The organism is Candidatus Kaistella beijingensis (assembly GCF_020084865.1).
Classification (GTDB): domain Bacteria; phylum Bacteroidota; class Bacteroidia; order Flavobacteriales; family Weeksellaceae; genus Kaistella; species Kaistella beijingensis.
In genome coordinates, this window is sequence record NZ_CP071953.1 from 490,999 (window position 1) to 503,553 (window position 12,555).

Sequence of the window (12,555 nt, forward strand, 5' to 3'; positions counted from 1 at the left end):
AATTATAAAAAAACCGTTCAAATCGAACGGTTTTTTCTATTATATTTTTAAAAGTTCGATGGTCCTCTCCGGGTTTTCGGATGAAAAAACTGCGTTTCCGGCAACCAAAACATCGGCTCCGGCTTCGAAAAGTTTTCCCGCATTGTCCAAATTCACACCGCCATCAACTTGAATTAAAGCGGTTGAGTTATTAGAAATGATCAAGTCTTTAGTTTCAGCGATTTTTTTGTAGGTATTTTCAATGAATTTCTGTCCGCCAAAACCGGGATTCACGCTCATCAATAAAACCAAATCAACATCCGCAATAATATCTTCCAACATGAGAACTGGAGTTGAAGGATTGAGAACTAATCCTGCTTTCGCACCTTTATCCTGAATCAAATTAATAGTTCGGTGAAGATGAACACACGCTTCGTAATGCACAGAAACCAAATCCGCTCCGTGATTGATAAATTCTTCTACATATTTTTCTGGTTCAACGATCATTAAATGTACATCCACAAATTTTTTGGAAAACTTCTTAACCGTTTTCATCACGGGAAATCCGAAGGAAATATTGGGAACAAATCTTCCGTCCATCACATCTACATGCAGCCAATCAGCTTGCGAAAGGTTGAGCATTTCGATATCTCTTTCCAAATTCCCGAAATCCGCAGAAAGCAGGGAAGGAGCGATGAGTTTTGTTTTCATTTTTTTACTTTGTTTATTTCTACTTTTTCTGATCTTTAAAATATTTTTTTCCAATTTCTTCGGAGCAGTCAGTTCCTGAATCAAGCGATAGTTTCCAGTTTCCTTTTTCATCACGCTTCCAAATGCTTACATAATAGGAATATGAAGTTTCCGTTTTTCCGTTCACCTCATAAGTAGCCTTCCCAACTCCATACGTATAACCCATATCGTTGGATTTAGAAACTTCTGCCTTCAGTGGAATCCAGTCCAAAGATTTTAATTTGGAAAAATTTTCAATGCTCTTGTCTCGATCAGTAATGATTCCGGCTTTATAAGAGAATGTTGTAGTATTTGTAGCCAAATACGTTTCGAAAGCAGTTTTCACCCCTTTGTCTCGGGATAGTTTTGCAAAACTTTCGTCGGACTTTAAAAGTTGTTTCTCCGCCTTAGTTTGTGCAAAGAACCACACATTCATAAAAATGAACAGCAAAGCGAAATGGGTTTTCATAGGGTTGCGGTTTTAAGTTTATTTAGTGGTACTTCAAATTCATGGTTGGTTTTATTTTCAATAAAGTTTCATAAATCAGCTGAATCACATTGGACACATCTTCCTTGGAAACCATTTCCACCGTTGTGTGCATATAACGCAGCGGAAGCGAAATCAGTGCAGAAGGAGTTCCGCCGTTGGAATGTGCAAAAGCATCGGTATCGGTTCCTGTTGCTCTACTTGCAGCCGCTCTTTGAAAAGGAATTTTTTTGGTTTTTGCCGTTTCAACGATCAGTTCGCGCAAATTGTGATGAATACTTGGTGCGTAGAAAATTACGGGACCATTACCACATTTTTGATCACCTTCCTTTTTCTTTTCAATCATGGGAGTTGTGGTGTCGTGTGTGACATCAGTAATAATCGCAATATTCGGTTTAATAGTGTCTGCAATCATATCCGCTCCGTAAAGTCCAACCTCCTCTTGAACAGAATTGGTAATGTACAAACCAAATGGAAGTTTCTTTTTATTTTCCTTTAAAAGCCGTGCAACTTCGGCAATCATAAACCCGCCGATTCGGTTGTCTAAAGCTCGACACACAAAATATCGGTCATTCAGTTCGAAAAATTCATCAGGATAAGTAATCATGGTTCCCACGAAAATTCCCAAATCTTCCACTTCTTTTTTGGAAGTCGCGCCGCAATCGATGAAAATATTTTCAATTTTTGGGGTGGTTTCTTTTTCAGCACCGATTCTCGTATGAATTGCAGGCCAACCGAAAACACCTTTCACGATTCCTTTTTCGCCGTGAATATTGACCACTTTTGAAGGGGCAATCATTTGGTCTGAACCGCCGTTTCGAATGACGTAAATTAGGCCATCATCGGTGATATAATTCACGTACCAAGAAATTTCATCGGCGTGTGCTTCAATAACGACCTTAAATTCAGCTTCAGGATTAATGATTCCATAGCAAGTTCCGTAATGATCAAACTGTATTGTATCGACATAAGGTTTGATGTAATTCATCCACACTTTTTGCCCGTTGTGTTCGTAACCTGTTGGAGATGCGGTATTTAAATATTCTTCTAAAAATTTTAGGGATTTTTTTTCAAATTTCATGTAAAAGGGAATGAATTTTGTTAAAATTTTGTTTGATTTAATTGGAAGTAAAAGTAATGAAATTATATAAAACGGTTTTTATTTTTCTATTATTTTCGGCATTTACGATGAATGCGCAGGAAATCAGACAAATGAAACCACTTCGTGAGTACCCGCCTGAATTGCTGAAAACAGACGAGTTCGGCAACAAATATTATTACGACGAATCTCAGAAAGCAAGAATTTACGAAATAAATGGTGAAAATGTGGTGGTAATGGATGAGCTGATCCTTTTAAATAAGCCTCGCTTCAACAACAGTCTCGACCAAAATTATTACTATTTTCTTAACAAAAAACTGAATCGTGTTTATCCACTTTTTTTAACGGCCTTAGAACAATATCAAGATATTCAGGCTGATTTAAGCAATCTTGATAAAGGCGATCAGCGAAAATATGTCAATGACAGACAGAAAGATTTGGCGAATCAATACGAAACCCAACTGCGGGATTTGACGACCAGTGAAGGTAGAGTTTTTGCAAAATTGATGAACCGAGCTACAGGAAAAACGGTCTATGAAATCATCAAGGAACTTCGCGGCGGATGGAGTGCATTTTGGTGGAACGTGAAAGGAAATATTGCCGATGTGAGCATCAAAGAACCCTATGATCCGCATGTGAATAGAACTGACCAATTTGTAGAATCTCTTTTACAGAGCAATTGGAATGCGGGTTACTTGACGCCGTATCCAGGTTATCAAGACTTCAAGATAAAAAAATAGTTATTTAAACTTTTCTCTCAATTTTTCAAAAGCAATCTTATCAATAGGTAGAGGAAATGGGTTTTCATCGTTATCGATGGGAATCCATTCTATTTTTTCGATGCATGGATCCATGATGAGAAACTCGTCGTTATCAATAATTTCTACCATATAGTAGATAGTGAGAAGTTGCTCATTTTCTCGAAAACGGGAAACCAAAAATTCTTCCTGCGTGTAAAGATGACCCAAAATTCTTATTTTACAGTTCAGTTCTTCTTCAAATTCGCGATGAAGACAATCAAGAATTCCTTCCCCAAATTCCAATCCACCTCCCGGAAGTTTCATCAGGTGATCACCTGCATATTCTTCGTGCAATGCCAAAACTTTTCCGTTCTTAATTGCTGCAGCATAAACTCTGATGTTGATTTTATCGACCATTTTCTATTTAATGTTTTTCAAATTTAGTAATTTCTTTGATACGAGATGTGACACGCGGGTTACGAGATTTGGGATTTGTAGGGATGTGAACTTTTACAATTAAAGTACAATTCACTATAAACAGCGAAGCAAATTCACTACTGAGATTATTAATTATTGCTTGTTAATTGTTCATTTTTAAAAGCGTTAATCATTTCCCTTTTTCCCGGCGGTCCGTCTTTTTTTTGTACTTTAAAATTGAGTTCTTCTAAAATCCTTCGCACACTTCCTTTTGAAGAATACGTTGTTAAAAGTCCGCCTGTTTTCATTTTATCTGCAACCATTTCAAACAAAGGCTTTTCCCACAAGTCAGGTTGAACTCTAGCTCCGAAACAGTCGAAATAAACCAGGTCAATTTCGGGTAAATCAAGGTTTTTTAATTCGAAAAAATCACTTTGAAATTTGGTGAAAAAGAAGTTTGGGAAAATTTCGGTCGTTTTATTCCATTCACACTCGTGTAATTTTTGGTTGTATTCCTTAATATTAGGTTCATCGAAAAAAGAATCATAAGACAATTCCCTAACTTCTGATTCGTTTACGGGATATTTTTCTAATGTATAATAATAAATAATATGATTTTTGTCAGTTTTCAAAAATTCATCAATTGTCACCAAAACATTAAGACCTGTCCCAAAACCGAGTTCTAAAATATGAATTTCGTAATTATTTTTTAAATTTAATCCATATTTAATAAATACATGTTTTGCTTCTTGAAGTGCACCATGATGGGAATGATAGTTCTCATTTAAATCACTGATATATAAAGTTTTACTTCCGTCTGAAGTGGTTTTGATTTCTCTGTTCATCGCAAATTTTTTCAAAATTAATTTAATATTTTGATATTTAAAAAATTATTTTAAATTTGTAGAACATCAACAAAAATTTTAAAAATGATAATTCAAAAATCTACCAATCCGAGAATTTCAACATTCGATCCTCATAATTTTTCTTTCGGAAACACCTTTATCGACCACATGGTAATTTGTGAGTACGAAAACGGGAGATGGGGCGATGTGAAATTGGTTCCGTACGGTCCGCTTCCTTTTTCTCCCGCAATGATGGGCGTGAATTACGGACAGGCTTGTTTCGAGGGAATGAAGGCGTACAAAGACAAAGATGGTCAGGTTTTTTTATTCAGACCGGAAAAGAATTTTTCTAGAATCAACAAATCCGCGACTAGACTTGCAATGCCGGAAGTGTCGGAAGAAATGTTTTTGGAAGGATTAAAAGCGTTGGTTGATATCGACAGAGATTGGATTCCTCACGGAGAAGGAATGTCTTTATATATTCGACCGCTAATTTTCGCGACGGAAGAAGCTTTGAAAGCAAGAATCGCTAATAAATATATGTTTGCAATCGTGGCAACTCCTGCGAAAAGCTATTATACAGAACCGGTTTCTGTGAAAATTTCAGATTTCTATTCAAGAGCGGCAAACGGTGGAGTAGGTTCTGCAAAAGCTGCAGGAAACTACGCGGCATCTTTCTATCCAACAAAATTGGCGATTGAGGAGGGTTACGAACAAATTATTTGGACGGACGATTCTACCCACGAATATTTTGAGGAAAGTGGAACGATGAACGTTTTCGTGAGAATTAATGACACGATTTATACACCGCCAACTTCAGAAAAAATTCTTGATGGTGTAACCAGAGACAGTTTCATTCAGTTGGCGAAACACAGAGGAATAGAGGTGAAAATCGAGCCTGTTTCCGTAAAAGCTGTTGTGGAAGCACATAAAAACGGAACTTTAAAAGAAGTTTGGGGAGTTGGAACTGCTGTGGTAACAAGCGTTTTCCAAGCTTTGGGTTATAAGGGTGAAAAATTGGAATTGCCGAAATTGCCTGCTGAAGAAAGTTACGCATTAACTTTACAGAAAGATTTGGTGGATATTCAAACCAACAATTCGGAGGATCCTTTCGGATGGAGGGTTTTAGTTGAAAAAAACGTCATGGAAACGGCTTAATCTTCCATTAAAATAAAATAGAAAACCGGGAAAAATTTTCGCCCGGTTTTTTCGTTTTAGAATGTGGTGCGAATTCCTTATTTTCGCAAAAGTTTTTATGAAAAAATTGATTTTGTTTTCGTCATTAATGATAATTGGTTGTGCGCAGAACAATCAGGCTCATCCGCCCGTTGGAGGAATTTTAAGTCAGGAAGATTTGAATGTTTCGAAGAATCGGGCAAAAAATTTAAACCAAACAGAACGAATTCAAATTCAGGATTGGATCAATAATCAGAATGAAAAATTTTATCCGATGAGTCTAAATTATTGGGTAAATATCGAAAATTTAAGTCAGAAAAACAGAAAAGCAGACGGAGAAGAAATTTCCTATCAATATGTTCTTTACGATTTCGACAACGTAAAGCTGTATGAAGTTCCAAAAAAAAATCTCAATGTACAATTCGGAAAATTTGAAGATTTGAAGGCAGTTGAAGACGCTTTGAGATATTTGGAAAAAAATCAGGAAGCCACACTTTTAGTCCCTTCAGTTTTAGCATTCGGAACTTACGGTGATAACGATAAAATCCCGAACGACATGCCTTTAATCATTAAAATAAAAGTACTTTAAAAATTAGTATTCATGATAAAAAAGAGTTTTTTAATCGCTTTGGCGATATCTTTAACAAGTTGTACCCCAATTTATAAAAAAATGAACGTAGACAAAGAAACTTACGAAAGTCTGAAAGACGGACTTTATGCCAATTTCCAAACTTCCAAAGGAAATATGATTGTGAAATTCGAAGACAAAAAAGCACCGGTTACCGTTGCGAATTTTGTTGGTTTGGCGGAAGGAAAAATTGATAACACCGCAAAAGCGAAAGGAGTTCCATTTTATGACGGAACGATTTTCCACAGAGTCATCAAAGATTTCATGATTCAGGGAGGCGATCCAAAAGGAACAGGAATGGGCGATCCGGGATATAAATTCGAGGACGAAAAAAATGATTTGCAACACACCGGAAAAGGAATTCTTTCCATGGCAAATTCAGGACCGAATACAAACGGTTCCCAGTTTTTCATCACCGAAGTGGCGACACCTTGGTTGGATGGAAGACACACGATTTTCGGCCAAGTAGTAAAAGGCGAAAATGTAATCGATGCGATTGCAAATGTTGAAAAAGGCGCTCAAGACAAACCAAAGACAGATGTTGTTTTAGAGAAAGTTTCTGTTTTCAGCAAAGGTGACGAATATAAAAATTACGATGCCGCTAAAGTTTTTAATGAAGGAAAAGGAAAAATCCAGGAAAACAACAAAGCCATCACTGCAAAAATGGAAGCTGAAAAGAAAAGAAAAGAAGAAGAATTTGCTGCAAACCAACAAAAATTGGTTGACGAGTTGAAAGCGGGAATGCAGTCAACTCCTTCAGGATTGTATTATAAAATCACAAAAACTACCAATGGAGTTGCTCCAAAAGCAGGTGACCAAGTTTCGGTACATTATGCAGGAAAATTGGTGGACGGTTCTGAATTCGATTCTTCATTCAAAAGAAATCAGCCGATTGATATTCCTATCGGAATGGGACAAGTAATCAAAGGTTGGGATGAAGGAATTCTTTTATTGAAAGAAGGGGAAACCGCAACTTTGTTAATTCCATCCGAATTAGGTTATGGAGCGAGAGGAGCAGGAGGAGTAATTCCGCCAAATGCATGGCTGGTTTTCGATGTAGAGTTGGTGAAAGTGAAAAGCAACGCCGTGAAATAATCAACAATAAATAGTTAAAAAAGAGCAGAAAAAAACTGCTCTTTTTTTGTTTTAAGAAGAAACTCTTTCTCCACACTTTTTACAATAATTGGCATCATCATCAATGTCCGTATTGCTACATCTTGGACAAACCAATTCGTAAATCTGTCTCTTATTACGCATTTCCGCGGTAATAATTCCTGTAGGAACGGCAATGATAGAATAACCAGCCAACATTAAAACAATTGCGAAAAATTTTCCTAAAGGAGTTGTAGGAGAAACATCGCCATATCCAACAGTAGTTACCGTTACAACTGCCCAATAAATACTTTGCGGAATGCTCTCAAAACCTTCACGATGACCTTCAACCATAAACATCATCGAACCTACAATCACGGAAAAAATCATTAAAAACAAGAGGAAAATGTAGATTTTTCGGGAACTTTTTTTCATGGCGCTCACAATCAGATAACCATCGTTCATAAAATCCAAAAGATTTAGAATACGGAAAATCCTAAGCATTCTAAGCATCCTAATAATCAGGAAATACTTGGTAATCGGGAAAAACAAACTGAGATAGAATGGTAAAATTGCCAAAAAATCGATGATTCCGAAGAAACTAAAAATATAATCTTTCTTATTTCGAACTACAACGATTCTTAAAATATATTCTACTGTAAAAATAAGTGTAATGAAAATCTCTAAAACCACAAAAAAAAGGTGAAGTTTGGCGTCATAAATCTTAACACTCTCCATCATGACGATGAAGGTGCTCAATAAAATTAACACCAAAAGAGTCAGGTCGAAAAGCCTTCCCATTTTGGTATCGGACTTAAAGATAATGCGGAAAAGCTGTCTCTTCCACTTTGTTTTTTCCGGGAGATAGTTGTGTTCTTTTTCGTTTACGTGTTCCATAATAAATAGAATTGTAGGAAATAAATTCTTATTTTCGCTACAAACTTAAAGAAAATGACGGTAAAAGAAGCAGTTTCCGAAATTGAAAAAAAAATTCCCGCAAAACAGGCGGAAAGTTTTGATAATGTTGGACTTCTATGTGGAAATCCTGACAGAGAAATCACCGGAATTCTTGTTTGTCATGACGCCTTGGAAAATGTGGTGGAAGAAGCTGTTTCAAAGAACTGCAATTTAATCGTCACTTTTCACCCTATTATTTTCTCTGGATTAAAGTCTTTGACCGGTAAAAATTATGTTGAAAAAGCAGTTTTGAAAGCCATTGAAAATAAAATTGCCATTTATGCTATTCATACCGCTTTCGATAACGACTATTTCGGGGTGAATTTTGGAATTTGCGAAAAATTAGGTTTAAGAAATCAAAAAATTTTAATGCCGAAATCTGAAAACCTCAAAAAGCTCGAAGTTTATGTTCCAAATGATTATTCCGAAAAAGTAAAAAACGCTTTGTTTGAGGCAGGTGCGGGAAATATCGGTTTTTATGACGAATGCAGTTTTTCAATCTCAGGAACTGGAACTTTCCGACCCATGGAAGGATCGAAACCTTTTTCAGGAGAATTAAATGTTCGTGAAAATGTATATGAAGAAATGATTTCCGTGATTTTCGAGAATTTTAAACAACAACAAATTATCGCGGCAATGAAATCGGCGCATCCTTACGAAGAAGTCGCTTATCAAATAATCAAATTAGAAAATGAAAATCAGTTTTTAGGTTTGGGAAGATTCGGCGATTTTGAAAATGAAATGTCCGAAGAAGAATTTTTAAATTTCGTTAAAGAGAAATTTAATCTAAAAGTCATTCGTCATACAAGGTTTAATTCTAAGAAAATCAAGAGAGTAGGCGTTCTTGGCGGCAGTGGAGCAAGCGGAATCGGCGCAGCAATTTCCCGAAAATGTGACGCTTATTTAACAGGCGACATGAAATACCACGATTTTTTTCAAAATGAAGGTAAAATGATGATTTGCGACATCGGACATTTCGAGTCGGAACAATTTGTAACCCAACAATTAGTTGAGATTTTGTCGGAAATTTTTCCTAAATTTGCAGTCTCAAAATCTGTTGAGAAAACCAATCCTGTAAATTATTTTTTATAAAATATGGCTAAAAAAACTGTAGAAATCTCTGTTGAAGATAAGTTAAGAGCTCTTTATGACCTGCAAATCATCGATTCAAGATTAGACGAAATCCGCAACACGAGAGGCGAGTTGCCAATCGAGGTAGAAGATTTGGAAATCGAAATCGAAGGTCTGGAAAAGAGAGCTGAAAAATTTCAAAACGAAATCAAGGAGCAAAACGATGAAATTAAAACTAAAAATGAAGTCATCAATCACGCTAAATCTTTGATTGACAAATACAAAGCTCAACAGGACAACGTAAGAAATAACAAAGAATTCGAAGCACTCGGAAAAGAAATCGAGTTCCAGGAACTTGAAATTCAGTTGGCTGAGAAAAGAATCAAAGAATTTGGCGCCAAGATTTCACACAAGAACGAAACACTTGATGAATTGACCAATAAAATTGACGAGCTTAAAAGCCATTTGAAATTCAAAAAAGAGGAGCTTGAAAGCTTGGTGGCAGAAACTCAAAAAGAGGAGGAATTCTTACTTGAAAAGTCAAAGGAATTCGCTAAAAATATAGACGAAAGACTGTTGGCTTCTTACCAAAGAATCCGCTCAAGTTCACCGACCGGACTTGCTGTTGTAGGCCTTGAAAGAGGTGCACCAAAAGGTTCTTTCTTTACCATTCCGCCACAAAAACAAATGGAAATCGCGCAGAGAAAGAAAATCATCATCGACGAACATTCAGGAAAAATCCTCATCGACGACGATATGGTAAACGAAGAGAACGAAAAAATGAAAGAAATTATCAAGTTTTAATTCTTTCTGAAACAAAAAAAAACGGTTTGAAAAATTTTCAAACCGTTCTTTATTTAGCTTATTTCAACCTTCTCCAAACATTCTCTCAATCGCTTCATGGATTCTTTTAATTCCTCCTCAGAAGCGGCATAAGAAAAACGAATACATTCCGGATTACCAAAAGAAACGCCACCAACTGTTCCAACATGTGCACTGTCTAAAAGAAACATGGCGAAATCATCCGCATCTTTAATGTAGATTCCATTCAAAGTTTTTCCGCAGTAATAAGAAATATCGGGGAAAAAATAAAATGCAGCTTTCGGATAATTTACCTTAAAGTTGGGAACTTCTTTCAGCAAATCATACACAATATCTCTTCTTTTTCTAAATTCGTCAATCATGTATTGATATTCGGATGGCGAAGATTTTAATGCGGTAATCGAAGCTTTTTGCGCCATCGTATTGGCTCCGCTCGTCATTTGTCCCTGAATTTTTTCACACGCTTTTGCCAACCAGGTCGGACAAGCCGAATAACCGATTCTCCATCCCGTCATTGCAAACGCTTTCGACATTCCGTTGATTACTGCCGTTTGTTCATAAACTTGTGGGAATTCTGCAATGGAAGTGTGTGTTCCATCGTAATTAATCCGTTCGTAAATTTCATCAGAAATAATGGTGATTTGCGGATGTTTTGCAATCACATTGGCAATTTTTTCCAATTCTTCATAGGTGTAAAAACTTCCGGAAGGATTACAGGGTGAACTATAAAGAAGTGCTTTCGTTTTCGGCGTAATTGCGTTTTCAAGCTGTTCAGCAGTCATTTTAAAATCAGTGTCAATCGACGTTTCAATGAAGACCGATTTTCCACCCATCATTTTCACCATTTCATCATAACTCACCCAATATGGAGCGGGAAGAATCACTTCGTCGCCATCATTAATAATGGAAGCAAGAACGTTTAAAATCGATTGTTTTGCGCCGTTTGAAACACAAATTTGGTTGGGAATATATTCCAAATTGTTATCTCTCTTCAATTTCTCGCAAACTGCTTCACGCAAATCCAGAAATCCCGGAACAGGAGAGTAGTGGCTGAAATTATTGTTGATCGCATCAAAAGCCGCTTCTTTTATATTTTTCGGAACGTCGAAATCGGGTTCACCAAGTGTTAAACTTATTACATCGATTCCTTTGGCTTTCATTTCGCGCACTTTGTTGCTCATGACGAAAGTTTGCGAAAAACTCATCCTGTTCAGACGTTCTGAAAATTTTTCCATAATAATTTTTACTTTTTTCAAAGATAAAAGTTTAGTTTGAGTCTGCAAAAACTAGTTTTGTGGTTTGGTTTCTTTAATTTTGTATCAAATCATTTTTAAAAATGTCCGTAGAATTAATACTAAAATATTTTCCTAATCTCACCGAAGAACAAAAATCCCAATTCGAAAAACTCGAAGAATTGTATAAAGACTGGAACGAAAAAATCAATGTCATTTCCCGAAAAGATATGGATTCGCTGTATGAAAAACACATTCTTCATTCGTTGGGAATTGCAAAGGTGATGGAGTTTTCTCCCCGCACAAAAGTTCTAGACATTGGAACAGGTGGCGGTTTTCCCGGAATTCCACTTGCGATTTTATTCCCTGAAGTTCAGTTTACTTTGATTGATTCTATCGGCAAAAAAATCACCGTCGTAAAAGAAGTTTCCGAAGGAATTGGTTTGAAAAATGTAACTGCCATTCACGGAAGAGCAGAACAGCTAAAAGAAAAATTTCATTTCGTGGTAAGTCGAGCGGTGACACAAATGCCTGTTTTTCTCCGATGGTTAAAGGGAAAATTCGAAAAAGAACAGTTCAACCCAAAACATAACGGAGTTCTGTATTTGAAAGGCGGCGATTTAGGCGATGAACTCGCTGGATTAAAGGTTGAAATCACCGAGTTGAAGAAATTTTTTGAAGGCGAATTTTTCGAGACCAAAAAAGTAGTATATTTATCTAAAGGAAATTTCAAATCGTAAATTATAATAAGAGGCTTCTTTTATCCGTTTTATTAAAAAAAATTGACGCTATGAAGAAATTAATTTTACTTGCTCCTTTAGTTGCAGCGCTTTTTTTAACCAGCTGTAAGGACGACCGTTTTGAGGGTGACGAAATAACGAGTATTGATCCGGTAAAAATTGACAGCGTAAATATTCCGAAAGATTCTATGGCAGTTTTGTCGGTAATGCCAATCAAGACGTATTCAAATTTTACGTCTAAATGTGAAGGTTTTTACGGATACGATTACGTCCATACCAACGAGTTTATCAGAAACGTGACTTCCTACAAATTCAAAACCACCGCACAGTGCGGAGATCAGGTTACCCGATCTTCTCAGATTAATTTTCAGCCTCAGAAAGTGGGAAATTACAGCTTTAAATTTTGGAACGGAAAAAATGCAGCTGGAGAAAATGTGTGGATTCAGAAAAGCATAAAAGTCTATTAGAAATAAAATTTTAAATTTCAATCTAAAACATCAAGAAGTATAAATTTCTTGGTGTTTTTCTATTTAAAATCCTT

Annotated in this window: 15 protein-coding genes; 8 read left to right on the forward strand and 7 right to left on the reverse strand. The window is 36.3% G+C overall.

Features of this window, described 5'->3' with window-relative positions; genetic code table 11:
- Positions 1-39: 39 nt before the first annotated feature.
- The 3 genes from rpe to J4771_RS02250 are packed head-to-tail and all read right to left on the reverse strand — an operon-like array spanning position 40 to position 2,276.
- A complete protein-coding gene (gene rpe, locus J4771_RS02240; protein WP_224135991.1) occupies positions 40-690 on the reverse strand; it encodes a ribulose-phosphate 3-epimerase in 651 nt (216 codons plus the stop codon).
- A 19-nt stretch (positions 691-709) separates the two neighbouring features.
- Complete coding sequence (locus J4771_RS02245) at positions 710-1,177, reverse strand: nuclear transport factor 2 family protein (RefSeq protein WP_224135993.1); 468 nt, start codon at positions 1,175-1,177, stop codon at positions 710-712.
- Between the two features lie 22 nt (positions 1,178-1,199).
- The gene (locus J4771_RS02250; protein ID WP_224135994.1) at positions 1,200-2,276 is read right to left on the reverse strand and encodes a M42 family metallopeptidase; all 1,077 of its coding nucleotides are present in this window, start codon (positions 2,274-2,276) and stop codon (positions 1,200-1,202) included.
- Positions 2,277-2,332: 56 nt separating this feature from the next.
- Between J4771_RS02250 and J4771_RS02255 the strand changes: the two genes are divergently transcribed.
- Positions 2,333-3,034: a DUF4294 domain-containing protein gene (locus J4771_RS02255; RefSeq protein ID WP_394369773.1), complete on the forward strand. Its 702-nt coding sequence runs from the start codon at positions 2,333-2,335 to the stop codon at positions 3,032-3,034.
- Here J4771_RS02255 and J4771_RS02260 read toward each other — a convergent pair whose 3' ends face one another.
- Together J4771_RS02260 and mnmD are read right to left on the reverse strand one after the other, a co-directional pair.
- On the reverse strand, positions 3,035-3,451 hold the full coding sequence (locus J4771_RS02260) for an NUDIX domain-containing protein (RefSeq protein ID WP_224135996.1): 417 nt from the start codon (positions 3,449-3,451) through the stop codon (positions 3,035-3,037).
- Positions 3,452-3,600: 149 nt separating this feature from the next.
- Complete coding sequence (gene mnmD / locus J4771_RS02265) at positions 3,601-4,296, reverse strand: tRNA (5-methylaminomethyl-2-thiouridine)(34)-methyltransferase MnmD (RefSeq protein WP_224135998.1); 696 nt, start codon at positions 4,294-4,296, stop codon at positions 3,601-3,603.
- An 84-nt stretch (positions 4,297-4,380) separates the two neighbouring features.
- On the opposite strand from mnmD, the gene J4771_RS02270 reads away from it, so the two are divergent.
- From J4771_RS02270 to J4771_RS02280, 3 genes are all read left to right on the forward strand, one after another.
- A complete protein-coding gene (locus J4771_RS02270; protein ID WP_224136000.1) occupies positions 4,381-5,454 on the forward strand; it encodes a branched-chain amino acid aminotransferase in 1,074 nt (357 codons plus the stop codon).
- Between the two features lie 97 nt (positions 5,455-5,551).
- Positions 5,552-6,061, forward strand: coding sequence for an FKBP-type peptidyl-prolyl cis-trans isomerase (locus tag J4771_RS02275; protein ID WP_224136002.1), 510 nt, complete (start codon positions 5,552-5,554; stop codon positions 6,059-6,061).
- Positions 6,062-6,142: 81 nt separating this feature from the next.
- Positions 6,143-7,195 (forward strand): peptidylprolyl isomerase, encoded by a 1,053-nt coding sequence (locus J4771_RS02280; RefSeq protein WP_224136004.1) that lies wholly within the window; start codon positions 6,143-6,145, stop codon positions 7,193-7,195.
- 51 nt (positions 7,196-7,246) lie between these two features.
- Here J4771_RS02280 and J4771_RS02285 read toward each other — a convergent pair whose 3' ends face one another.
- Positions 7,247-8,089: an ion transporter gene (locus tag J4771_RS02285; RefSeq protein WP_224136006.1), complete on the reverse strand. Its 843-nt coding sequence runs from the start codon at positions 8,087-8,089 to the stop codon at positions 7,247-7,249.
- Between the two features lie 54 nt (positions 8,090-8,143).
- Here J4771_RS02285 and J4771_RS02290 point away from each other — a divergent pair, with 54 nt between their 5' ends.
- On the forward strand, positions 8,144-9,241 hold the full coding sequence (locus tag J4771_RS02290; protein WP_224136008.1) for a Nif3-like dinuclear metal center hexameric protein: 1,098 nt from the start codon (positions 8,144-8,146) through the stop codon (positions 9,239-9,241).
- A 3-nt stretch (positions 9,242-9,244) separates the two neighbouring features.
- Entirely contained in the window at positions 9,245-10,024 is a 780-nt protein-coding gene (locus J4771_RS02295; RefSeq protein WP_224136011.1) for a zinc ribbon domain-containing protein, read from the forward strand.
- Between the two features lie 53 nt (positions 10,025-10,077).
- Here the strand turns inward: J4771_RS02295 and J4771_RS02300 are convergent, their stop codons facing one another.
- A complete protein-coding gene (locus J4771_RS02300; protein WP_224136013.1) occupies positions 10,078-11,277 on the reverse strand; it encodes a pyridoxal phosphate-dependent aminotransferase in 1,200 nt (399 codons plus the stop codon).
- Positions 11,278-11,378: 101 nt separating this feature from the next.
- On the opposite strand from J4771_RS02300, the gene rsmG reads away from it, so the two are divergent.
- Positions 11,379-12,014 (forward strand): 16S rRNA (guanine(527)-N(7))-methyltransferase RsmG, encoded by a 636-nt coding sequence (gene rsmG, locus J4771_RS02305; protein WP_224136015.1) that lies wholly within the window; start codon positions 11,379-11,381, stop codon positions 12,012-12,014.
- 50 nt (positions 12,015-12,064) lie between these two features.
- Positions 12,065-12,481: a hypothetical protein gene (locus J4771_RS02310; RefSeq protein ID WP_224136016.1), complete on the forward strand. Its 417-nt coding sequence runs from the start codon at positions 12,065-12,067 to the stop codon at positions 12,479-12,481.
- Positions 12,482-12,555: the final 74 nt, after the last annotated feature.